Below are 23,329 nucleotides of genomic sequence, written 5' to 3'. Positions count from 1 at the left end.
GTGACTCGGCCGGCAGCGACTCGACGGCACCGGCGCGGCCGCGTTCGCGGTGCCGAACACTGTTCGGGCAGAGGGCGATTCGCGATCAACTGAGGGCGAGCTGCTCGAGGCTGAAGCGGTCGCGCAGCACGCGTTTGAGCACTTTTCCGCTGGGGTTCTTCGGCAGCGCGTCCACGAAGAAGACCCGTTTGGGCGTCTTGAACCCGGCCAGGTGCGTCCGGCAGTGAGAGAACAGGTCTTCCTCGGTGAGAACGGCGCCGTCGCGGGGGACGATGGCGGCCACCACCGCCTCCACCCACACCGGGTGGGGCAGGCCGAACACGGCGACTTCTTGAACACCGTGGTGCCGGTAGAGGATTTCCTCGACCTCCCGGCTGGCCACGTTTTCGCCACCGGTCTTGATCATGTCCTTCTTGCGGTCGACGACGTGCAGCAGTCCGTGTTCGTCGAAGTAGCCGAGGTCGCCGGAGTGGAACCAGCCGCCCTTGAATGCCGCCGCGGTGCGTCCCGGGTCGTTGAGGTAGCCGGGAGTCAAATGTGGGCTGCGGTGGGCGATCTCGCCGACCACGCCGGCGGCGACCGGGTTGTCGTCGTCGCCGAGGATGGCGGTGTCCACGTTGAGCACCGGCCGGCCGGCCGAGCCGGCGTGCGCGTCCTGCTCGTCGGGTCCCAGGGCGCAGGCCAGCGGCGCCATCTCGGTCTGGCCGTAGAAGTTCCACAGTCGTAGGTTGGGCAGCCGCTCGCGGATCTCGCGCAGGATTTCCGCCGGCATGGCCGAGGCCCCGTAATAGCCCTTGCGCAGGCTGGACAGGTCGACCTCGTCGAACACCGGTGAGCGCAGCAGCGAGATCCACACCGTCGGCGGAGCGAAATAGTTGGTGACGCGGTAGCGCTCGATGGTGCGCAACACCGCGTCGGGCTCGGGCCGCGGCAGGATGATGCTGGTGGCGCCGAGGTAGACGTCGGTGGCCAAAAAGTTGTCCAGCTGCGCGCAGTGGTACAGCGGCAGCGAGTGGATCTCGACGTCGTCGTGCGACATCTCGCCCGCGACGATCGTGCTGACGTACTGCCACATCAGGCTGCGGCTGGTGTGAATGGCGGCCTTGGGCCGGGATTCGGTTCCGCTGGTGTACATCAGCCGCACGGGTTGGTCGTCGTCGATGTGCGGGTTCGGGGCCGCTGTCTCGGTGGCCAGCCACCGGCTGAAATCCGCCCAACCGGGCACGCCCTGGTGTCCCTTCGGCACCAGGGCGACCTTGGCCCTGACCGCCCCACCGAGCCGAATCGCCTCCTCGGCGGTCGGTGTCAGATCCGCTTCGACGACCAGGCCACCGACCTGACTGTGGCCGAGGATGTAGGCGATCTCCTCGGCGGTCAGCATGAAGTTGATCGGGACCAGGACCACTCCCGCACGCGCCGTCGCGAATGCCAGCACGGCGTACTGCCAGCAGTTGCGTGACAAGAGCCCTAATCGGCTGCCGGGCCCAAACCCGCTGTCGTGCAAGGCTGCCGCGGTCCGGTCCACCAGGTGGTCGAATTCGGCAAATGTCAGTACGACGTCACCGTCGATGATCGCGACCTTGTGTGGGTGCCGGCGGGCCGAACGCCGGGGGATGTCGCCGAGTCCATGGCTACGTGCCCGTTCGATCATGGCGTCGAGGTCATCGGACTGCATGCCGGTCACGGTAAGCGCCGACGCCCGCGGGCGGGCCGTCCGTGTCCCGCTGAGTAGGCAGGGGTCCGCCAAGCGCAGTGGACCACGCCGATACTCATCGGCATGAGCACTGGTGTCCCTTTCACGACCGAAAGCGCCGGGTGGGCGGGCCCGGGTCCCGACGACGTCGACGAACTGCGGGCCAACCTGCGTCAGGCGGATCCCGGGGTCCTCGTCGCCGTACTGGCGCAGCTGACCGGGGATCCCACCGTCGCCGAACGATTCGCACCGAAAATCACCCATGTGCCCGACCCGCCCGAGCAGGCCGGCGTCACCGACCCGGAGACGGCCGCCGCGCTCATCGACGAGATCGTCACGGCACTGCGGGAGCCGCGCCGCGCGGACGCGCTCCCCGCGGACGACCTCGACCTCTTCGCCCGCATCGCCCCCATCGCTCTCGGGGGAGAGATCGCCCCCGAGTACCTCGGGCTGCTCCTCGAGCAGGGCGGTTTTCAGCCGTCACAACCGGTGCTGCCACGCACCGCAAAGCTTCCCGCGGGCTTCCGGGTTGTCATCATCGGCGCGGGCATCGCCGGCATCACCGCCGCTCTCGCGTGCGCGGACGCCGGTATCGATTATCAGATCATCGAGCGCAACGACGAGGTCGGCGGCACCTGGTACACCACCACCTATCCCGGAATCGGGGTAGACACGCCCTCGGCGTACTACTCGCTGTCGCGCGACATCAACGGCGACTGGTCGAGCTACTACCCGCAGGGTGCCGAATATCAGGCCTACCTGGTGTCGGTGGCCAACAAGAACGACCTCCGCACGCGCACCCGGTTCGGTACGACGGTCGAAGCGTTGTGGTGGGAGGAGCGGCGCCAGCAGTGGCAGATCCATTCGGTCGGCCCGGATGGAACCCGCGACGTCAGTTACGCGAATGTGGTGGTCCCGGCCGCCGGGTATCTCAACCGGCCGCGGTGGCCGGAGCTGCCTGGCCGCGAAACGTTCTCGGGAATCTCCATCCACTCCGCCCAATGGGACCCCGAGCTGGATCTCACGGGAAAGAGGGTCGCGATCATCGGCGCCGGCTGCACCGCGGTCCAGATCGTCGACGCCTGTGTCGACCAGGTCGCACACATGACGGTATTCCAACGCCAGCCGCACTGGGTCGCGCCGCGACGGCGAGCATCCGACGATGTTCCCGCCTACCGGCGGTGGCTGGGCACTCGACTGCCGTACTACGCCAACTGGATTCGGCTCAAATCGTATTGGGGGACATCGGACAACAACTATCCGGTGATCCTGCACGACGAGGAGTGGGCGGCCGAGCATCTGTCGATCTCGCCGGCCAACGACGTGTTGCTGCAGATGTGCCTCGATTACATCGACCGCGTATTCGGTGCGGGCAGCGAGCTCGCCCGCAAGGTCACCCCCGACTTCGCCCCCTACGGCAAGCGGATCATCCGCGATCCCGGCGGCTACTACGCGGCGCTGGCCCGCGAGCACGTCGACGTCGAGGCCAGTGAGCCGGCGCGGGTCAACGAGGCGGGAATCGTGACTGCCGACGGCAGGCAAATCGACCTCGACGTCATCGTCTACGCGACCGGCTACTACCTGGATTTCCTTTCCACGGTGGATATTCGGGGCCGTGACGGCAAAAAGCTGACCGACGAGTGGGGCGACGCGCCCCGGGCCTATCGTGGCGGGATGGTGCCGGGATTCCCGAACCTGTTCATTTCCTCGGCCCCCAACTACAGTCCGGGACACGGCGCCGGGCACAACTTCGGTGTCGAGGTGATGGTGCACTACGTGATGGAATGCCTGCAGCTGATGGCGCTGCGCGACGCCTCCTCCCTGGAGGTGACGCAGCGCGCGTACGAAGAATACGTCGACCGCATCGATGCGACCATGGCCGGCACCGTGTGGCGGCACACACCGTCGGCCCACACCTACTACCGCTCGGGGGGCCGCATTGTGATCGCCTTCCCGTACCGCCTCGTCGACTTCTGGCGCGATCACCGCGCGCCGGTCGAAGAGGACCTCGAGCTTCGATGAGCGACGGTCTGCTGTCCGGCAAAACGGCTTTGGTCACCGGTAGCAGCCGCGGCATCGGCCGTGCCATCGCGCAGCGACTGGCGGCCGAGGGCGCCACCGTGGCGGTGACCGCGCGATCGCACACGTCTTCGGTGTCGACGCGGGCCGGAACGACCACCGCCCTGCCCGGCACCATCGGTGAGACGGTGAAGGCGATCGAGGCCGCCGGCGGCTCGGCGTTCGGCGTCGCGTGCGAGCTGGAGGACGCCGCGCAGCGCGACGGGTTGGTCGAGGCCGTCCTCGCCCGCACGGGCCGCATCGACATCCTGGTCAACAATGCCGGTTTCGCCGACTACGCGTTGGTCGAGGACATGAGTGTGGAAACGTTCGACCGTACCGTGGAACACTACCTTCGCGTTCCGTTCGTGCTGACGAAAGCGGCTGTGCCGCACATGCGTCACCAGGGGTCCGGCTGGATCGTCAACATCGGCTCCGTCACGGGCCTGGCCCCGGTCCGGCCGTACCGGGAATACAACAAGACCTCCGGCGACGTGATCTACGCGTCCCTGAAAGCCGCTCTGCACCGGTTCACGCAGGGCGTGGCCGCCGAGCTGCTCGACGCCAACATCGCCGTGAATTGCGTAGGCCCGTCGACGGCGGTCCGCACACCCGGTGCCGCGCAACTGATTCCGGATTCCTTCCCGACTGAACCGGTGGAGTATTTGGCCGAGACCGTGCTGGCCATGTGTCATCTGCCCGCCGCGGAGCGCACGGGGCTGGTCGCGTTCAGCCTGCATTACCCGTGGTCGCAGCAACTGCCGGTGCACAGCCTCGACGGCACCGAAGTGCTGCCCCCGTTAGAGCCGCCGGCGACCGCCAACCCGAATATTCTGCCCGCGGGTGTCTAGATCAGAACCGGGTCGGCGATGGCGCAAAAGCTGTGGCAGACGCGATCACGGATGATCACGTCGGTGGTCTCCGGGTCGAACCAGCGGTCCACCACCGCCCAGTGGATCGGGTGCATCAGGTAGGGCCCCATCAGCGCCTCGACATCGGCGAACTCCTGCTCGAATACGTGTGTCCACGAGGAGGTTCCGACCGCCGCGGTCACCCGGCTGAGCTGCCAGGCACGGATCGTCGGTAGATACCGCGGCATCGACGAAAGCTCGCGCTCGAACCGGGCGATGGTGGCTTCGGGTGTGTCCGGCTGCACGCGCAGCAGCAGCGTCCGGTAGACCGTGCCGGGCTTCTCGCCGCAGCGAACGGGCGTGCCCGCGTAGCGGGCGCCGTTGACCCGGCCGACCGAGGGGTCAGCGAGTATGGCGGCGAGATCATTTGTCGCGCGGTCACATTGGTCCTGGGTGGCGAACCTCAGATGCACCAGGACGTCGCCCCCATTGCGCGATCCGGGCAGCGTCGGTTGCACGACCGAGCGCAGTGGCGCCGCGGCACCGATAGCCCCGCGCAACTCGTCAAGAATCCGGTCGCGGTCGGGCTCGGTGACATCGATCAGCCGGGTGACGCTATACATCGCAGAGCCCGTCGACGTCGTCGGCGGTCGCGGCGAAGGACCGGGACCGCTCCGACACCAATTCGCCGATTCGCGACCACCATTCGCCCAGCGTCGGATCCGGTCGGCCTTTCCAGGTCATCTCCCACCACGCCCGCGCGCTGGGCAGCGTCCAGGTCGCGGTGATGACGTTGGCGTCGTCGGCGAGCCAGATGGGTGGGCTCACCAGGATGTCGCGCAACGTCATGCCGCGTTCGCGCGCGCCGGGCGCGTATTCGTCCAGGTAGGTGTCGATGAATTGCCGCGCACATCCGGGCCGGGTCACCACGCGGTCGATCACGAAGACTTCACCGTCGGCCATCAGCCGACCGTAGGGCATCGGCGCGCGGCGGCGTGGCGGGCTCCCGACCACCGGGAACCTCCCGTTGACCGTCTCCGGGTGCGAGGTAAGGGTGGCCGGATGAACGCCGCGCAGCCCGACCCCTTCGCCCCTGCCGTCCTCGGGCCGGTGACGCTGCGCAACAGGGTGATCAAGGCTGCGACGTCCGAAGGCCGATCGCCGCGGGGCCTGGTTACCGATGATCTGATCGACTTCCACCGCGCCTTCGCGCGCGGCGGCGTCGGCATGACGACCGTGGCGTATTGCTGTGTGGCCCCCGAGGGTGCCAGCGCACCCGAGCAGATCGTGATGAGCGCGGCGGCCCTCCCGGGTCTGCGGAAGCTGACCGACGCGGTCCACCACGACGGGGCCGCGATCTCGGCCCAGCTGGGTCATGCCGGTGTGGTGGCGCAGAAGAAGCTGACCGGCGTCATGCCCATGGCGCCGAGCAGGTTCATCAACCCCGCGTCGATGGGTTATTGCCGCGAGATCACCCGCGCGGAAATCGCGCGGGTGATCGACCAGTTCGGCGCCGCCGCCCGGGTGGCGGCCGACGCGGGTTTCGACGCCGTGGAACTGCATTTCGGCCATCTGTACCTGCCGAGCTCGTTTTTGAGTCCGTTGATCAACCGGCGCAAGGATGAGTACGGCGGCGACATCGACAACCGGTCACGGTTCTGCCGCCAGATCGCCCGGCGGGTGCGCGACGAGATCGGGGACCGCATCGCCGTGACGGCCAAGCTTGACATGGACGACGGCGTCCCCGGCAGCATCTGGGTCGACGAAGCGCTGCGCACCGCGGCGCTGCTCGATGCCGACGCCGTGCTGGACGCGATCGAATTGACCCAGGGCTCTTCGGTGTTCAAGCCCATGTACCTGTTTCGCGGCGACGTCCCGGTCAAGGAATTCGCCCGGGTCATGCCGCAGCCGATGCGCACCGGGATCCGCTTCATCGGAAAATGGGCGATGGGCGATTACCCCTACCGCGACCTCTACATGCTGGAGAATGCCCGCCAGTTCGTCCCGGTCATGCGCAACACCAAGCTGATCCTGCTGGGCGGCATCACCAATCGCGAGCACGTCGAGACCGGGATGCGCGAAGGCTTCGATTTCGTGGCGATGGGGCGGGCGCTGCTCCGCGAACCCGGCCTGGTCTCCGCCATGATCGCCGATCCGGCCGCACGCAGCCGGTGCACTCACAACAACAAGTGCATGGTCACCGTGTTCGGGCGGACCCATTGCGTGCTCGATCCGCGGCAACGCTACGGTGCGGCGGAGGCGTTGCCCGCCAACGAACTACCGGCGCAACAGATCGGTTAGGGCGGTGGTCGCCTCGGTGCGCGCCCGGTGCGCGATGTCGAGCATCGGCATCGTCATAAACCCATGGATCCCGCCCTCGTAACGCAATCCCACCGTGGGCACGCCGGCCGTTTCGAGCGCGGCGGCGAAGGCCAATCCCTCGTCGCGCAGCGGATCGTGGCCGGCAATCACCACCACGGCGGGCGGCAGCCCACGCAGGTCGGCGTTCAGCGGCGTGGCATAAGGGTGCGCACGGTCGGCGCACGATGGCACATAACAGTCCCAGTACCACCGCAGCGCCGGCTCGGGGTTGTAGTAGCCCCGGCCGAACAGCCGGTAGGACTCCGCGTCGAAATCGGCCGCGATCACCGGGTACAGCAGCAGCTGCGCTGCCGGAGCCGGGCCGCCGCGGTCGCGAGACATGATCGCGGTCACCGCGGCCAGATTGCCGCCGGCGCTGTCGCCGCCCACGACCAGGCGTCCGGGGTCGGCCCCGAGCGAGGCGGCATTGTCGTGGGCCCAGCACGTCGCGGTGTACACGTCTTCGGCGGCCGCCGGCCAGGAGTTCTCCGGCGCCAACCGATAGTCGACCGAAACAACAACGGCCGGAACAAGGTTGGCGAGATTGCGGCACAGGCCGTCGTGACTGTCCAGGTCGCAGAACACGAACCCGCCGCCGTGGGCATACACGACGAGGGGGAGTGGTCCGTCCGCTTCGGGCCGGTAGACCCGGACGGGGATCGGGCCGCCCTGACCCTCGATGAGGCGATCGGCGACCTCGGCGACGGGTTCGGGTTGCGCCGCGGGCACCATCCTGGACCGGATGAGCGCTCGGGCCTCGGCGCCGCTCATCTCGTGAACGGGTGGAAACCCACTATCCAATTGCTCGATGATCGCAGCGATCTGGGGGTCGAGACTCACGCGTATTGCAGGGCGGGTCGCTGCGTGGGCACCGGATGCTGCGGCCGCATGGGCAGCAACGGCCGCAGTGGTTGCAGCGTCGGAGCGACCCGCTGCGGGCCGCCCTCCACGTTGCGCCAGATGCCCATCGCGGTCATTCGCACCGGAGCGGCGAGCCGCTGGTCGAGCGTCACGCGATTCAACGGACCGCACACCGACACGGCGGCCATGACGTCCTGGGCCTCACCGGGTCCGCCGATAGGGGCTGCGACACAACCGAACCCGAGCAGGGATTCCTCGCGTTCGAAGGCGACGCCGTGCGCCCTGACCTTGGCCAGTTCCGCTGCCAGTTGCGAAGGGCGGGAAATCGAGTATCGAGTCAGGCGAGTCCCCAGATCGATGTCGGTCTGCTCGTCGCGATAGGCCAAGATCGCCTTGCCGACGGCGGTGCAGTGGGCCGGTTGACGGCCTCCGACCCGGGTGGGGATTGCGCCGATCATGCGGTCGCCGACCTTGTCGAGGTAGACGACGTCGGAGCCGTCCAGCACCGCCAGGTGAACGACGAGCCCGGTGGCCCGGTGCAATTCCGCCAACAGCGGGGTTGCCGCGCGGACCAGACGATCCTGGTGCACGGCCAGCGAGCCGAGCTCAACGAGCCGCATGCCGAGCTCGTAGTCACGGCCGCTGCGGCGCAGCCACCGGAGCTGAACCAATCGCTCGAGCATCCGGTGCGCCGACGAGCGCGGCAAGCCGGTGCGCCGCACAATCTGCGCCAGCGTCAGCCGCCCCGGCCCGTCGAACGCATCGAGGACCAGCGAGATGCGGTCGATCACCGCGGTGGGGGTTTCGACAGGCGCGGCCATATGTCCTCCTGGCTGGCATATTCCTATTAGGAATATATTCTTACCACATCGCTGTGGCCGCTGTCACAACGCTCAGGGCACGTGTCGCGAATCTCGCCGAACAGACGCAAAAGCCCCCGACACGCCGGGCGTGCGGGTGCTTTTGTGTCTGCTCGCGGGAGTAATTCAGGCCTTGGCGGCCGAGCGCCCGGCGCGGCGGCCGTAGAAGCTGCCGTCACCGAGCGAGACGCCGCTGGCGTAGCCCCACGCGGCCAGGCCGGCGGTGCACCGGCCGGCGGCGAATAGCCCGGGTATGGGCGCGCCGCTGACGTGCAGCACCTCGGCGTCCAGCGTGGTCGCCAGCCCGCCCAGGGTGAAGCCGCCGGTGCTTTCCCGCAGGTCAATCGCGCCGACCGGCGATCCGATCGGCTTGATCCACTCGGACTTCTTGTGCAGCAGCGGATCCTCGCCGCGCGCGGCGCCCTCGTTGTAGGCGGCCACGGTGGCCTGCAGCGAACCGGGCGGCAGGCCCATGTCGCGCTCCAGGTCCGCGACGGTGTCGGCCACCCAGGTCGCCGGGCGCAGCATCAGCTTCGGCGACCACGAGGCCTCCGCCGCCTCCTGCGCGTCGCCGTCGATGATCAGGTACGCGACGTTGTCCTGCTGGTACAGCGTGAGCTGGCCGATCCGCCCCGGATAGGTGTCCTCGGCGACGTAGCGCTGACCGCGCGCGTTGACCAGGATGCCGCGCACCAGCTGCTGGGGGTCGACGAAGATCGCGACCTCGGTGGCGTCCATGTGCGCCAGGTCGGCGCCCAGCGCCTGCGCCATCCGGATCGCCTGCCCGTCGTGCTGCTCGATCGACGCGGCCGGCCGCCCCGCGATGCGCGGCGCGTAGCGCGCCACCATCGCGTCGTTGTAGGCGAAACTGCCGGTGGCCAGCACGACCCCGCGGCGCGCCCGGATCGTCATGTCGTTGCCGTACTGGCGGGCGCAGATGCCCACCACCCGGCCGTCGGATTCGGTGATCAGCCGCTGCACCCGCACGTCGTAGAGGGCCCGCGCCCCGGCGGCGGTGGCCGTTTCGACGAGGGGCTTCATCAGCATGTAGCCCGCACTCGCTTCGCCCTGCTTCTTGTTCTGCATCTGCGGGACGTGCCCGCGCGGGGCGGGGGAGGCGATCGTGTTGAACGGATAGGAGTTTTCGCCGCCGCTGTACATCAACCCCTGGTCGCCCATGGGCTCCCAGCCCGGCTCGGAGAAGAACTCCGCCTTGAACGGGACGCCGCAGCCCACCAGCCAGTCGAAGTGGGCGACGCTGCCGGCGCAATAGTCGGCGATCCTGGCCTCGTCGGCGCCGGGGCCCATCGCGACGTTGAGGAACGCCGCCATGTTGTCGACCGAATCGCTGAAGCCGCAAGCCTTTTGCAGCGGCGTGCCGCCCCCGAGGTAGATGAATCCGCCCGCCATCGATGCCGCGCCGCCCCAGGATCCGGTGCGCTCGAGCACCAGGACGTCGGCGCCGGACCGGGCGGCTTCCACCGCCGCCGCGGCGCCCGCGATCCCATAGCCGGCGATGACGACGTCGGCCTCGGCGTCCCACGACGTGATCGACGACGCCGCCACCGGCGTCACGTCAGATTCGGCGATCACATGCGCATGGCCGCGGGTGGTTCCGGAATCCACTCGTGGCCCCAATAGCTGTCGGCGGTGATTTCCTCTGCGGTGTAATACGTTTCGTCGACCCGCATCCCGTCGGTGCCGAATTCGATGTCCCAGTCGCCGGGCGCGCGGACGTAGAAGGACACCATCTTGTCGTTGGTGTGCCGGCCCAGCGTGGACGCGACGGTGAAGCCATCGGCGTTGACGCGGTCGAGCGCCTGGCCGACGGCGTCGAGGGTGTCCACCTCCACCATGACGTGCACCAGCCCGGGGTCGCGCTGCTGGGCGGCGGGGCAGATCGCCAGGCTGTGATGGCGCGCGTTGATGCCGAGGAACCGCACCCGGATCGGTCCGAACTCGGCGGGCAGCGGCACCCGGAACGCGCCACGAGACCGGAAACCGAGCACCTCGGTGTAGAAGTCGACGACGCCGTTGAAATCGGTCGCCGGCACGACGACGTGGCCCAGACCCTGGTCGCCCGTCACGAACTTCGCGCCGAACGGGGTGATCACCGGGCTGTGGTCGAGCACCGCGCTGTGGAACACCTCCAGCGTGGTGCCGGCCGGATCCTCGAAGGTGATCACCTCTTCGACGCGGCGGGCGTCGGCCTCCTGGACGGACAATTCCTTGAAACCGACACCGGCGCCGTCCAGGGCGGCCTTGACCCGTTGCAGCGCCTGGTGGTCACGCACTTCCCAGCCGACCGTGATCACCCGGTCAACCTCGCCGGGGACGACGATGATCCGGGCCGCGCGTTCGTCCATCCGCAAGTACAGCGCGGACTCGTCGGGTCCTTTCCCTTCGGCGAATCCCAGCACACCGAACGCGAAATGGCGCCAACGCTCGATGTCTGAGGTCGAAACCGTGATGTAGCCAAGGCTTTTCAGGTCAGACATTGAAAACCCCTCAGATCAAGGCCCGCAGCGGGCCTTCGGGCGGGTCGATGCCGATCGAACTCAGCGCCGCCGCGTGGTACGTGGTGCCCGGCACATGGATGGCGTGCATCTGGCCGACGTGCACGTCACGCCAATACCGTTGCAGCGGTTTGTCCATCCGGGCCGCGTTGCCGCCGGAGCGGGCGAAGATCTCGTCGACGGCGGAGACCGCGCGCCACACCGCGCGAACCTGCGTGCGGCGCCCGGCCGCGCGGTCGGCGAACGACACCTCCTTGCCCGCGGCGACCATGTCGTAGATGCGGTCGGCGTTGGCCAGCAGCTCCTGGCGGGCGGCGTTGATGTCGGCGGCAGCCTCGCCGATCGCGTGCATCACGTAGGGGTCGTCCTTGATCGCGGTCCCGGTGGCGCCCACCCGGCCGCGCTGGTAATCGAGGTGCGCGGCCAGCGCCCCCTCGGCGATGCCGATGGTGGCCGCCGAAATGCCGAGCGGGAACATCGTCGACCACGGCATCAGGTACAGCGGCTCGGTCATGCCGGCCTCGCGCTGGGCGGTGCCGTCCATCACCTTCGCCGCGTCCATGGTCCGGTAGGTCGGGACGAACGCGTCTTTGACGATGACGTCCTTGGAGCCGGTTCCGCGCAGCCCCACCACATTCCACGAGTCCTCGACGATCTCGTAGTCCTTGCGCGGCAGGATCATGTGCAGCATTTGCGGCGGCATCAACGGGATGCCCTTCTCGTCGCCGAGCATGGCGCCCAGGATGATCCAGTCGCAATGGTCGGTGCCCGAACTGAACTGCCAGCGCCCGTTGAACAGGTAGCCGCCGTCGACCGGTTTGGCCACGCCCTGCGGCGCGTAGGGCGACGCCATCCAGGTGTCGACGTCGTCGGCCCAGATCTCGGCGGCCACCTTCGGGTCGGCGTAGGCGAGCTGGTAGGGGTGCACGCCCACCACGCCGACGATCCAGCCCGCCGCGGGATCGAGCGCCGCGGTGGCCATCGTCGTCTCGGCGAACTCGCGGGGGTGGACCTCGAAGCCCTGATACTGGTTGGTCTGCAGCAGCCGGATCAGCCCGGCGCCCTTCATCAGCTTGACGGTGTCGTCGGTGAGCCGGCCGAGTTGCTCGGCCTCCGCGGCCTGTTCGCGCAGCTGATCGGCCATGGCCACTACCCGGTCCAGTACCCGGTCGCTCATATCGTTGTCCTTACGTGTGGGTGCTTAGTAATGGTCTACCGCAGTCCCGACCCGTCCCAAAGTAAATCCCGATGAGCGGACACAACGCGGTCAAAATTCGACATGAACATCGGTGCCCGCGGGCCGCGCCTGGCAGGCCAGAATCAGGCCCTCCTCGAGATCGTCGGCGTCCAACACGTCGCACGGAACCATGTCGACCTCGCCCGCGACCACGGTCGCCACGCACGAGCCGCAGCGGCCCTCCCGGCACGAGTGGGGCACGGCGATGCCCGCCTCGAGCAATGTCTCGACCAGCGTCTGCCCGTGGGGCCAGCACAAATGATGGCGTCGACCGTCCAGCTCGACGTCGACGCGCGCGACTTGCGGCATCCGCCGATCGTGAGCGATCCAGACGGCAGGGCGAACCCAGCTGCCCGGTGGCCGGGAAGATGCGCCCCCGGCGTCCGGTGACCGGGAGGGGGAGCGGTGCGCGATCCCGCAGGCCTTACCGTGACTGGTTGTGAACGATCCCGGCGAACAGGCTCTCGATGTGGTCGTGGTCGGCGCGGGGTTCGCCGGCCTGTACGCCCTGCACAAGCTGCGCGGCCAGGGGCTTTCGGTGCGAGTCCTGGAAGCCGCGCCCGAGATCGGCGGGACCTGGTACTACAACCGGTATCCCGGCGCGCGCTGCGACGTCGAGAGCGTCGACTACTGCTACTCGTTCTCCGACGAACTGCAGCAGGAATGGAACTGGACCGAACGCTACGCCACACAGGCCGAGATCCTGGCGTACCTGAACTGGGTCGCCGACAAACTCGACCTGCGCCGCGACATCGCGCTGCGCACCCGCGTGGTCTCCGCGACGCTCGACGAGACGACGCTGCGCTGGACGATCACCACCGATGCCGGCCAGACGATCTCGGCGCGGTTCTGTCTCATGGCTACCGGTCCGTTGTCGGCCGCGCTGACCCCGGACTTCGACGGCCTGGACACCTTCGCCGGCGAGATCTACCACACCGCGCAATGGCCCCACGACCCCGTCGACTTCACGGGCAAGCGGGTGGCCGTGATCGGCACCGGATCCTCCGGCATTCAATCGATTCCGGTCATCGCCGAGCGGGCCGCACACCTCTACGTCTTTCAGCGCACACCCAACTACAGCGTGCCGGCGGGCAACAGGCCGCTGTCGGCCGAAGAGCTCGACGAAATCAAGGCGGAATATGCCCAGCGACGCGCGCTGTCGTGGCGCAGCGGCGGCGGCTCACCCCACATCACCGCGCCGAAGCCCACCATGCAGTTCACGCCCGAGGAGCGCCGAGCGGCCTTCGAAAAGCGTTGGCAGCTCGGCGGTGTGCTGTTCTCGAAGACCTTCCCGGACCAGATGACCGATCTGGAGGCCAACGAAGAGGCCCGCCGATTCTACGAGGAGAAGGTCCGGGCCGTCATCGACGATCCGGCCGTCGCCGACCTCCTGATCCCCAACGACCACCCCATCGGCACCAAGCGAATCTGCACCGACAGCAACTATTTTCAGACCTTCAACCGCCCGAACGTGTCGCTGATCAGCGTCCGCGCCACCCCCATCGAATCCGTCGACACCACCGGCATCAACACGACCGACGCCCACTACGACGTCGACATGATCGTGCTGGCAACGGGTTTCGACGCGATGACCGGTGCGCTGGGCCGGATCGATATCGTCGGGCGCCGCGGCACCGCTATGCGCGACGACTGGGCGCACGGACCCCGCACCTATTTGGGGCTGGGCGTCGACGGCTTCCCCAACCTGTTCCTGATCTCGGGCCCGGGAGCGCCCGCCGTGCTGGCGAACATGGTGCTGCACGCCGAAGCCCAGGTGAACTGGATCGCCGACGCCATCGCGTTCCTGGACGAGCACGGTTACGCCGCGATCGAAGCAGGCGTCGACAGCGTGGACGGCTGGGGCGCCGAATGCGCCCGTCGGGCCGAGACGACGCTGTTCACCAAGGCGAACTCGTGGTACATGGGCGCGAACGTGCCGGGAAAGCCCCGGGGTTTCATGCTGTTCGTCGGGGGCTTCGCGACCTATAACGACATCTGCGCCGAGGTCGCCGACGCCGGCTACCGCGGCTTCGATCTCATCGAACGATGACGGGTCTACGGGACACGGTCGTCGTCGTCACCGGCGCCGCCAAGGGAACCGGCCGGGTGCATTGCCAGCGGTTCGCCGACGAGGGCGCCGACGTGATCGCGCTCGACGCCCCGGCCGTGGCCGACGAGTTGGCCGACACCGCAGAGAAAGTCGCCGATCGCGGTCGGCGCTGCGTGACCGGGCTGGCCGACGTCACCGACCTCGGGGCCGTCACCGCCGCCATCGATGCCGGCGTCGCCGAGCTGGGCCGCCTCGACACCATCGTCGCCAACGCCGGCGTCCACCTGCCGGGCGCGCCGTCGTGGGAACTGGACCCACTGGTGTGGCGGCGCACACTGGACATCAACCTCACCGGCGTCTGGCACACCGTCAGGGCCGGGGTGCCGCATATCGGTGGTGACGGCGGCTCCGTCGTCATCATCAGCTCCACCAGCGGCCTTCGCGGCCTGCCCAACACCGCCCACTACACCGCCAGCAAGCATGCAGTGGTGGGGTTGGCTCGCACGCTGGCCAACGAGCTCGGGCCCCGCGGCATTCGGGTCAACACCGTGCACCCAGGCCCCGTCGCGACCCCAATGGTGCTCAACGAGGCCACTTTTCGGCGGCTGCGACCGGACCTGGAAAACCCGACGGAGGCCGACGCCGCCGACGTGCTGCGGGCCCGCAACCTGCTTCCGGTGCCGTGGGTCGAGCCCGTCGACATCGCCAACGCCGTGCTGTTCCTGGCCTCGGATGAGGCCCGCTACATCACCGGCACCCAGCTCGTCGTCGACGCCGGTCTGACCCAGAAGACGACATGAGGGCGGCGCGCGGCGGGCGACTCGAAGGCAAGGTCGCCCTGATCACCGGCGCGGCGCGGGGGATCGGTCGCGCGCAGGCGGTGCGCTTCGCCCAGGAGGGCGCCGACATCGTGGCGTTGGACGTGTGCGGCCCGATCGACACGGTGCTCGTGCCGCACAGCACGCCGGACGACCTCGACACCACCGCATCGCTGGCCCGCGAGGCCGGCGGCCGGGTGCACACCGAGATCGTCGACGTGCGCGACCTCGCCGGCATGCAGGCCGCCACCGACCGCGGCGCCGCACGGTTCGGCGGATTGGACGTGGTGTGCGCGACCGCGGGAATCACGTCGCGCGGCATGGCGGTCGAGCTGGACGAAAACGCCTGGCGCACCATGCTGGACGTCAACCTCACCGGGGTCTGGCACACCTGCCGCGCCGGCGCGCCCCACCTCATCGCGCGCGGCGCCGGATCGGTGATCCTGACTAGCTCGATCGCCGGGCTGCGCGGCCTGGTCGGCGTCGCGCACTACACGGCCGCCAAACACGGCGTGGTCGGCTTGATGCGCTCGTTGGCCAACGAGCTTGCGCCGCACCATGTCCGGGTCAACTGCGTCAACCCGACCAACGTCGACACACCAATGATCCAGAACGACGTCGTCAGCAGCGCCTTTCGCCCGGACCTGGACCGCCCGCCCACGCGCGCCGAATTCGCCGACGCCGCGCGTTCGATGAACATGCTCGCGGTGCCGTGGATCGACCCCGTCGACGTCGCCAACGCCGCGCTGTTCCTCGCCTCCGATGAGGCGCGCTACATCACCGCGATCACCTTGCCCGTCGACGCGGGCGCCACCCAGAGATAGGAGGATCCGTGACCGACATCGCGAAGTACGGGCCGTGGGCGGTGATCGCCGGCGGCTCGGAAGGGGTGGGCGCCGAGTTCGCACAGCAATTGGCCGGTGACGGGTTCGATCTGGTGCTGATCGCTCGCAAGCCGGGACCGCTGGAGGACACGGCGCGGCAGTGCCGCGAGATCGGCGCACAGGTGCGCACGTTGGCCATAGACCTGCTGGACCCCGGCGCGGTCGCGCGAATTACCGCGCAGACCGCGGACATCGAGGTCGGCCTGTTGATCTACAACGCCGGCGCCAACACCTGCAGCGAGCCGTTTTTGGACGCCGAGCTCAGCGACTTCGGCCGGGTGATCGACCTCAACGTGACGCGGATGCTGCAACTCGTGCAGCACTTTGCGCGGCCGATGCGGTCCCGCGGCCGGGGCGGCATTTTGGTGGTCGGCTCGATGGCGGCGACCCACGGTTCGATGCGCCAATCGGTCTACACCGGCGTGAAGGCCTTCAGCCGCCTCTTCGCCGAGAGCCTGTGGCTGGAGCTGCGCGAGCACGGCGTCGACGTGCTGGAACTGGTGCTGGGCGTGACCCGCACGCCGGCCATGGCCCGGGCCGGCCTGAACTTCGACGTGCCGGGGCTGTCGGTGTCCGAACCGGCCGACGTGGCCCGCGAAGGGTTGGAGAACCTGGGCAACGGCCCGGTGTTCATCGCGGGCGGCAACGCGGCCGCGGTGCACCGGGGCAGCGGGCCGGACCGCGCCGCGATCGTGTTGGGCGCGCACAGAGCCGTGCAGGAACTCCTGGGCCAGAAATGATGCGCTCGGTGAAACTGGAAGGAGATCAGCGGTGATCGACGCCGACGAACTGTTGACGCGGCTGTGCCGACTCGAGGACGAACGCGATATCGCCCGATTGATCGCGTCCTACGGTCCGGCGGTGGACGCGGGGGACGCCGACGCCGCGGCGCGGCTCTGGGCGACCGATGGCGGCTACGACGTCGAGGGTTGGCAGATGCACAGCCGGGCCGACGTGCGCGCCATGGTCAGCTCGGCCTCCCATCAGAAGCTGGTGGGTGGTGGTTGCTGCCACTTCGTCGGCCCGGCGGTCGTGACGGTCACGGGGGATTCGGCGGTGGCGGTCAGCGAATCGCTGGTTCTCGTGCGTGACGGCGAGAGCTATCGCGTATGGCGCTGCACGGCAAACCATTTCGAGTTGCGGCGCATCGAGAACCGTTGGCGGATCACCAAGCGTACGAGCCGCGTCCTCGATGGCGATCCCGGGGCCCACGCCTTGCTCACCGCGGGCCTGGCGGGTGCGCCGGCACCGACATTGGGCGCCGGGGGAGACGTGGATTGAGGACGCTCCCGCGCTAGCCGCGCGAAAGGAACGCCAGCACAGCGCTTTCGAACGCCTCCTTGGCCTCGATCATCGCCCAGTGCCCCGAGTTCGGGAAGATGTGCAGCTCCGCGTTGGGAATCGTGCGCATCGGGATCAGGGCCATGTCGGGCGGGCTCACCCGGTCGTCGCGTCCCCAGGTCAGCAGGGTGGGCGCGGTGAGCTTGTGCATGGTCGCCCACGGCAGCGGCCGGTCGGAGGCGGCCAGCGCGGCGTTCATCCCGGCGAACGCCGCCTTGCCGTACATGCGCCGCGCCGCGGCCAGGGTGTCGGGGTCGGTGGCCAGCTGCCAGCGCTCCTCGATCAGCTGCTCGGTGACCAGCCCCTGGTCGTAGACCATCGACTTGAGCCAGTCGACCAGGCGCTGGCGCGTCGGGTCCTCGACGAATTCCTGCAGCAGCCGGATGCCCTCGCTGGGGCTGGGGCTGAAGATGTTGGTGCCGATCCCGCCGATGGTCACCAGCCGACCGACGCGCTCGGGATTGTGGGTGGCGAAGTTGATGCCCACACCGCCGCCCATCGAGTTGCCCACGATGTGCACCTTGGCGACGCCGAGCGCGTCCAGCAAGGGCGCGACGGTGCCGAACGCGGTGACCATCGGGTGTCCGCCGAAGTCGTCGCTGACCCCGAACCCGGGGAATTCGAGGATCAGGCAGCGGAATCGCTCGGCGAAGGCCGGCAGCACCCCGCGGAAGTTGCGCCACCCGGTGACCCCGGGCCCGGACCCGTGCAGGAACAGCAGCACCGGTGCGGAATCGGGGGCCCCGCCGTCCCCAGTGTCGTAGTAGCGCAAAGCGCCTTTTTCCGTGCCGATTTCACGCAGGTCTTGCTCTGCGAGAGGCTGTCGAGAAGTGTCTGCCACGGGTGTCACCCTGCCATGCCGCGGCGCCGAGGGGGATGGGGTTCCGCTGAACGGGCGGCGGTCAGGTTCGGCCGCGGACCGGCGCGCTCGCATTCATCAGCTCTTTGAGGGCGACGGGGAAGGCGTCGGCCAGGTCCCAGAGGTCGGCCACGAGGTCGGGGCAGGAAATGATGCCGACGCCGAGACGGCGGCCCAGCGACATCACGGTGATGTTGAGCCCGGCGCCGGCGATGATCGGACCGAGCGGGTACATCGCGTCGAGCCGGCAACCCAAGAAGTAGAGCTGGTCTCGCGGCCCGGCCACGTTCGACATCACCAGGTTGTGCGGCGGCTTCTCGGGCAGCGGTATGCGGGGCAGCAGCTTCATCGCGGCGCCGAACATGGTCTGCCCGGCCACTTGCGTCCAGTCCTGCAGCAGGGTCGGCCCCATCGCGGCGGCGTGGTCCTTGGCCGCGGCGTTCCCGCCGGCGATGCGGGTGAGGCGTTCGGCGGGGTCGGCGATGTGGGTTTCCAGCCGGCAGAGCATCCAGGTCATCTGATTGCGGCCCGGTCGAGATGACTTGCCGCGGACGGACACCGGCACGCTGGCGACCATCGGAATGTCCGGCAGGGCGTCGCGGTCCAGAAGGTACTGCCGCAGCGCCCCCGCGCACATCGCCGTCACCACGTCGTTGACGGTCACCCCGAACCGCTGTTTGACGGTCTTGACGTCCTCGAGGTCCACGCTCGCCAGGGCGATGTTGCGGCGTCGGGTGAAGCGGCCGTTGAACGCCGTGGGCGGCGCCGCGAACGGGGCCGCCATCGTGTGGCCGCCGCCGCGGGCGCGCAGGACCGTTTGCGCCAGCGTCAGTGCCGTGGCAGGCACCACCCGCGCCAGGCGCCACGGTCGCAACGCCGCCCCGATCAGACCGCCGGCGGCGATCTGCAATGGGTTCGCCGCGCCGGCGCGGGCGGCCGGTTCCGGCGGCGGCGGGCCGTCGGGGGTGGGGCCGCACAATTGCGCGAGCAGGTTGGCTCCGCCCACACCGTCGACCACCGCGTGGTGGGCCTTGAGGACGACGGACAGCGCGTCCCCGCCACGCAGCCCTTCGATCACCCACATTTCCCACAGCGGACGATCGCGATCGAGCGCCAGGCCGGCGACGTGACCGCAGATTTCCGCCAGTTCTTCGCGCCCGCCCGGCGAGGGCAGCGCGACCCGGTGCAGGTGGCGTCCCAGATCGAACCGGTCGTCGTCCACCCAGACCGGATGGTCGAAGTTCAGTTGGTTATCGGCCAGCTTCAGACGGAATTCCGGGACGGCGTCCACCCGCTCCGCGAGCGCCTCACGAAAGCGCGCGAAATCGTAGCCGCCGGGCATGGCCGCGGGGTCGAGCTCCAGGACGCAGCAAACGTTCAGCGGCTGAGTCGGTGATTCGAGGTACAGAAAGAACGCGTCTAGCCCACTGAGTCGCTGCATACCCGCTCGTCTCCTGTGTGCGGCTCTGACCGCTGGTCACATGACCATCGGTCATCCCAACGCTCGTGGGGGATCCACGATCGGGGCGACCGCGATTTGTTGCGTGACGGTCTTTCTATAGCCACTGCGGGGCTTCCGGCAAACATTGCGCCGGACGCGGATCGGGACCGCGTTCTGCGAGGGCTAGCGGGCCATCGCCGAGTCGGGCGCTGCCCAGTCGGTGGACACCTGCCGGTGCTTGATCAGCCAGGCGCCACCCTCGGGCACCAGGACGTCCCGGTAGCGGCCGCAATGGTCGAGCCCGATGTGGGTGACGACGGTGAAGTACGACTTGACGCGCGCCTCGCCCGGTGTCACTTCGGTGAACAACACGTTCGCGACGTTATGGCGCACAATCGGTTTGACGCCGCCAGTGACGTCGGCAGTGACGTTGGCGTCGACGGCGACCTTTCCGGTGACGCCGCCCAGGAATTCCGCGATCGCCGATCGCCCGCGCAGCGGGTCGAACCCGCGGATCTCGAGCACGCCGTCCGGACAGAACGTCTCCGCGAGGCCGTCGAGCGCGCCCGCGTCGCCGGACCAGTTGTAGCGCGCCAAGGTGTCTCGGATCTGCTCACGGGCCACCAGTTCCCACGTTTCCACTGTTATGGTTCCTCCCGCCGCTGACCGGGGTGCAGCGATATCGGGCCTCAGCGTAACCGATACGGCCGGGACATTCCGGCGTCGTCTCGGCCGGGCATTGTCAAACACCCTGAACCGCAAGGGAATTGGATACAACGGCCGGCGGTCCTTGCGCGGCGACCGCCCGACGCGTCGGCGCTGTGGCGAAGGCGACTCCCGTCGAAGGTTTTGGGAACCGACCGGCTGGGCAATAAACGCTGAGCAAGACGCTCGACAAGGAGGGGAGTACGTATGTCGGACAAGAGCGGTCCCGAGGAAGCCATCGAAGGCGTCGTCGAGGGCGTCAAGGGCAAGGTGAAGGAAGTCGCCGGGGCGGTCGCCGGACGCGACGACCTGATGCGCGAAGGCCAGGCCCAACAGGACAAGGCCGATGCGCAGCGCGAGGCCGCCCAGAAGGAGGCCGAGGCCGAAAGCGCCCGAAAGGCCGCCGATATCAACGAAGCTCGCCAGAAGGCCGAACAGTAGCGACAGCCGGCGGTGGCCCGGTCACGTGGTGTCCGGGCCACCGCCGCTGTCACCACTTCCGCTACGGGCGGTAGCGCAATACAGTGGGTGGATGAAACCCGGCGAAGACGGTAGGCACCTGCGCACCTGCCCGTTGTGTGAAGCTATGTGCGGCTTGGAAATTCAGGTCGATGACGGCCGTGTCACCGGCATCAGGGGCAACCGCGACGACGTCTGGAGCCGCGGGCACCTGTGCCCCAAGGGCACATCGCTGGCCGCCCTGCACGACGACCCGGACCGCATCCGCGAGCCGATGATCAAGGTCGACGGTCAGTGGCAGGAGGTCAGCTGGGACGCGGCGTTCCGGCGCTGCACCGAGTTGCTGACGCCGGTGATCGACAAATACGGAATCGGCGCGGTGACCGCCTACACCGGTAACCCGCTGGCGCACTCGTTCTCGCTCGCCCGCTACGCGGGCGTGTTGATGGGCATGTCCGGGATGCCGATCACCTACTCGCCGGGCACGGTCGACCAATGGCCGAAGAACCTGTCCTCGCACCTGATGTACGGACTCTGGTGGAACTTCCCGGTGCCCGACATCGAACGCACGGACCTGCTGGTCATCATGGGCGCCAATCCCGCCGCGTCGCAGGGCTCACTGCTGGCAGCGCCCAACGTGATGGGCCTGATCGACGCGATCCGCAAGCGCGGCAAGGTCATCGTGATCGACCCGGTGCGCACCCCGACCGCCGCGCGCGCCGACGAGTGGCTTCCCATCGTGCCCGGGACCGACGCGGCGCTGTTGCTGGCGGTCGCGCACACCCTCTTCGCCGAAGGCCTCGCCCGTCCCTGTCCGCACCTCGCCGGCCACCTCGATGGGCTGGACACCCTGCGGCGGGCCGTCGCGGACTGGCCACCGGAACGCGTCGGCGCCGTCACCGGCATCGGCGAAGACCGGATCCGCCGGCTGGCCCGCGAACTCGCCGGCACCGACAAATCGGTGGTCTACGGACGAATCGGGTTGTGCAACCAGGAATTCGGCAGCCTCGCCAGCTGGCTCGTCGACGTGGTCAACATCCTGACCGGTCATTTCGACACCCCCGGCGGCGCCATGTTCCCCAGGCCGGCCGCCTGGTCGATCACCACGCAGCCCCTGCCCGGATTGGAGGGCGGCGCACCGGAATTCGGCCGCTGGCACACCCGCGTGCGCGGCGCCAAGGAAGTTCTCGGCCAGGCGCCGGTGTCGTGCATGGCCGAAGAGATCGCCACCCCGGGCGACGGCCAACTCAAGGCGCTCATCACGGTCGCGGGCAACCCGGTGCTGTCCACCCCCGGCGGCGACAAGCTCGACGAAGTGCTGCCGATGCTGGAGGCGATGATCTCCGTTGACCTTTGGCTCAACGAGACCACGCGGCACGCTGATGTGATCCTGCCCGGACTGTCGCCGCTGGAGCAGCCGCATCACGACGATCTGATCCTGCTCTTCGCGATTCACAGCATCGCGAATTACTCGGCGCCCGTGTTCGATCCGGGCGATCGCCCGCACGAATGGGAGATCCTGATCCGGCTGACCGGACTGTGCACCGGCACGCCCGCCGAGGACGTCGACGTTGCGGCGATCGACGACGGCTTCTTCGATTACCTGGCCTTCACCCGCGGGCTCGACGGCGCGGAGATCCGCAAGTACTACGAGCACGGCGGGCCGGAGCGGATGCTCGACCTCACCCTGCGTACCGGGCCCTTCGGCGACCAGTACGGCAAGAACCCGGGCGGGCTCACGCTGGACACGCTCAAGGCCAACCCGAACGGAATCGACTTCGGGCCCATGGTCCCCCAGCTGCCCGACATCCTCGGCACCGCCGACAAGAAGATCCGGCTCGCACCGCAGTACCTGCTCGACGACCTGCCCCGGCTGGCCGCGCGCATGGAGCGCCCCGCCGAACCGCTGGTCCTGGTGAGCCGCCGGCACCTGCGCTCGAACAACACCTGGCTGCACAACGTGCCCGCGCTGATGAAGGGAAAGGACCGGTGCACGTTGCTGATCCACCCCGACGATGCGGCCCGGTGCGGCGTCGCCGACAACGACATCGTGACGGTGAAATCGCAGGCCGGCGAGATCAGGGTTCCCGTGGAGATCACCGACGCCATCAAGCCGGGCGTGGTCTCGATGCCCCACGGCTGGGGACACGGCAAGCCGGGCACCCGCATGACGGTGGCCAACGGCTCACCGGGCGCGAACACCAACGTGCTGTCCCCGCCGACGTTCGTCGACCAGCCGTCCGGCAACGGGGTGCTCAACGGCATCCCGGTGACGATCATCGACGATCAAGCCAGATTCCGTCCCGCGCAAGCGCTTTGAGGAAGCCGGCGGTTT

Annotated in this window: 22 protein-coding genes; 10 read left to right on the top strand and 12 right to left on the bottom strand. The window is 68.6% G+C overall.

The window, feature by feature from the left end; translation table 11 throughout:
* Positions 1 to 85: 85 nt before the first annotated feature.
* Positions 86 to 1,684, bottom strand: coding sequence for an acyl-CoA synthetase (locus tag W7U_RS09305; protein ID WP_081614490.1), 1,599 nt, complete (start codon positions 1,682 to 1,684; stop codon positions 86 to 88).
* Between the two features lie 93 nt (positions 1,685 to 1,777).
* On the opposite strand from W7U_RS09305, the gene W7U_RS09300 reads away from it, so the two are divergent.
* Entirely contained in the window at positions 1,778 to 3,715 is a 1,938-nt protein-coding gene (locus W7U_RS09300) for an NAD(P)/FAD-dependent oxidoreductase (RefSeq protein ID WP_008257251.1), read from the top strand.
* A complete protein-coding gene (locus W7U_RS09295) occupies positions 3,712 to 4,602 on the top strand; it encodes an SDR family oxidoreductase (protein ID WP_008257250.1) in 891 nt (296 codons plus the stop codon). Before W7U_RS09300 ends, W7U_RS09295 begins: the two co-directional genes overlap by 4 nt.
* Here the strand turns inward: W7U_RS09295 and W7U_RS09290 are convergent.
* Both W7U_RS09290 and W7U_RS09285 read right to left on the bottom strand, forming a co-directional pair.
* Positions 4,599 to 5,225 (bottom strand): Dabb family protein, encoded by a 627-nt coding sequence (locus W7U_RS09290; RefSeq protein WP_008257248.1) that lies wholly within the window; start codon positions 5,223 to 5,225, stop codon positions 4,599 to 4,601. The two genes, W7U_RS09295 and W7U_RS09290, sit on opposite strands and share 4 nt — an antisense overlap.
* Positions 5,218 to 5,565, bottom strand: a complete 348-nt coding sequence (locus W7U_RS09285; protein ID WP_036428922.1) for a hypothetical protein — start codon at positions 5,563 to 5,565, stop codon at positions 5,218 to 5,220. Before W7U_RS09285 ends, W7U_RS09290 begins: the two co-directional genes overlap by 8 nt.
* Before the next feature lie 99 nt (positions 5,566 to 5,664).
* Between W7U_RS09285 and W7U_RS09280 the strand changes: the two genes are divergently transcribed.
* A complete protein-coding gene (locus W7U_RS09280) occupies positions 5,665 to 6,903 on the top strand; it encodes an NADH:flavin oxidoreductase (RefSeq protein ID WP_008257245.1) in 1,239 nt (412 codons plus the stop codon).
* Here W7U_RS09280 and W7U_RS09275 read toward each other — a convergent pair.
* The 6 genes from W7U_RS09275 to W7U_RS09250 form a co-directional block, all read right to left on the bottom strand.
* The gene (locus tag W7U_RS09275) at positions 6,880 to 7,803 is read right to left on the bottom strand and encodes an alpha/beta hydrolase (RefSeq protein ID WP_008257244.1); all 924 of its coding nucleotides are present in this window, start codon (positions 7,801 to 7,803) and stop codon (positions 6,880 to 6,882) included. The two genes, W7U_RS09280 and W7U_RS09275, sit on opposite strands and share 24 nt — an antisense overlap.
* Positions 7,800 to 8,645: an IclR family transcriptional regulator gene (locus tag W7U_RS09270; protein ID WP_008257242.1), complete on the bottom strand. Its 846-nt coding sequence runs from the start codon at positions 8,643 to 8,645 to the stop codon at positions 7,800 to 7,802. Before W7U_RS09270 ends, W7U_RS09275 begins: the two co-directional genes overlap by 4 nt.
* Positions 8,646 to 8,810: 165 nt before the next feature.
* Complete coding sequence (locus W7U_RS09265) at positions 8,811 to 10,310, bottom strand: FAD-dependent oxidoreductase (RefSeq protein WP_008257241.1); 1,500 nt, start codon at positions 10,308 to 10,310, stop codon at positions 8,811 to 8,813.
* Positions 10,274 to 11,182, bottom strand: coding sequence for a biphenyl-2,3-diol 1,2-dioxygenase (gene bphC / locus W7U_RS09260; protein ID WP_008257238.1), 909 nt, complete (start codon positions 11,180 to 11,182; stop codon positions 10,274 to 10,276). Before bphC ends, W7U_RS09265 begins: the two co-directional genes overlap by 37 nt.
* Positions 11,183 to 11,192: 10 nt before the next feature.
* Positions 11,193 to 12,377, bottom strand: coding sequence for an acyl-CoA dehydrogenase family protein (locus W7U_RS09255; protein ID WP_008257236.1), 1,185 nt, complete (start codon positions 12,375 to 12,377; stop codon positions 11,193 to 11,195).
* A 90-nt stretch (positions 12,378 to 12,467) separates the two neighbouring features.
* Positions 12,468 to 12,746, bottom strand: coding sequence for a 2Fe-2S iron-sulfur cluster binding domain-containing protein (locus W7U_RS09250; RefSeq protein ID WP_008257233.1), 279 nt, complete (start codon positions 12,744 to 12,746; stop codon positions 12,468 to 12,470).
* Between the two features lie 130 nt (positions 12,747 to 12,876).
* Here W7U_RS09250 and W7U_RS09245 point away from each other — a divergent pair, with 130 nt between their 5' ends.
* Genes W7U_RS09245 through W7U_RS09225 form a run of 5 tightly spaced genes read left to right on the top strand, consistent with a single transcriptional unit; the run spans position 12,877 to position 17,470 of the window.
* Entirely contained in the window at positions 12,877 to 14,487 is a 1,611-nt protein-coding gene (locus W7U_RS09245) for an NAD(P)/FAD-dependent oxidoreductase (protein ID WP_008257229.1), read from the top strand.
* On the top strand, positions 14,484 to 15,287 hold the full coding sequence (locus W7U_RS09240; protein WP_008257226.1) for a mycofactocin-coupled SDR family oxidoreductase: 804 nt from the start codon (positions 14,484 to 14,486) through the stop codon (positions 15,285 to 15,287). Before W7U_RS09245 ends, W7U_RS09240 begins: the two co-directional genes overlap by 4 nt.
* A complete protein-coding gene (locus W7U_RS09235; RefSeq protein WP_008257225.1) occupies positions 15,284 to 16,129 on the top strand; it encodes a mycofactocin-coupled SDR family oxidoreductase in 846 nt (281 codons plus the stop codon). Before W7U_RS09240 ends, W7U_RS09235 begins: the two co-directional genes overlap by 4 nt.
* Positions 16,130 to 16,137: 8 nt before the next feature.
* Positions 16,138 to 16,929: an SDR family NAD(P)-dependent oxidoreductase gene (locus tag W7U_RS09230; protein WP_008257220.1), complete on the top strand. Its 792-nt coding sequence runs from the start codon at positions 16,138 to 16,140 to the stop codon at positions 16,927 to 16,929.
* A gap of 31 nt (positions 16,930 to 16,960) precedes the next feature.
* The gene (locus W7U_RS09225; protein WP_008257219.1) at positions 16,961 to 17,470 is read left to right on the top strand and encodes a nuclear transport factor 2 family protein; all 510 of its coding nucleotides are present in this window, start codon (positions 16,961 to 16,963) and stop codon (positions 17,468 to 17,470) included.
* A gap of 13 nt (positions 17,471 to 17,483) precedes the next feature.
* On the opposite strand, the gene W7U_RS09220 is transcribed toward W7U_RS09225, so the two are convergent.
* The 3 genes from W7U_RS09220 to W7U_RS09210 form a co-directional block, all read right to left on the bottom strand.
* Complete coding sequence (locus W7U_RS09220; RefSeq protein ID WP_036428920.1) at positions 17,484 to 18,371, bottom strand: alpha/beta fold hydrolase; 888 nt, start codon at positions 18,369 to 18,371, stop codon at positions 17,484 to 17,486.
* A 61-nt stretch (positions 18,372 to 18,432) separates the two neighbouring features.
* Entirely contained in the window at positions 18,433 to 19,830 is a 1,398-nt protein-coding gene (locus W7U_RS09215) for a wax ester/triacylglycerol synthase family O-acyltransferase (RefSeq protein ID WP_008257213.1), read from the bottom strand.
* A gap of 183 nt (positions 19,831 to 20,013) precedes the next feature.
* A complete protein-coding gene (locus W7U_RS09210) occupies positions 20,014 to 20,472 on the bottom strand; it encodes a nuclear transport factor 2 family protein (protein ID WP_008257211.1) in 459 nt (152 codons plus the stop codon).
* A gap of 270 nt (positions 20,473 to 20,742) precedes the next feature.
* On the opposite strand from W7U_RS09210, the gene W7U_RS09205 reads away from it, so the two are divergent.
* Complete coding sequence (locus tag W7U_RS09205) at positions 20,743 to 20,976, top strand: CsbD family protein (RefSeq protein ID WP_008257209.1); 234 nt, start codon at positions 20,743 to 20,745, stop codon at positions 20,974 to 20,976.
* Positions 20,977 to 21,067: 91 nt separating this feature from the next.
* Positions 21,068 to 23,314, top strand: coding sequence for a molybdopterin-dependent oxidoreductase (locus tag W7U_RS09200; protein ID WP_036428919.1), 2,247 nt, complete (start codon positions 21,068 to 21,070; stop codon positions 23,312 to 23,314).
* The last annotated feature ends 15 nt before the right edge of the window (positions 23,315 to 23,329 follow it).

It is taken from the genome of Mycobacterium sp. H4Y, assembly GCF_000364405.1.
GTDB lineage: Bacteria > Actinomycetota > Actinomycetes > Mycobacteriales > Mycobacteriaceae > Mycobacterium > Mycobacterium intracellulare.
Note: the sequence above shows the minus strand (reverse complement) of the source record. Positions and strands in the feature narration are given on the sequence as shown.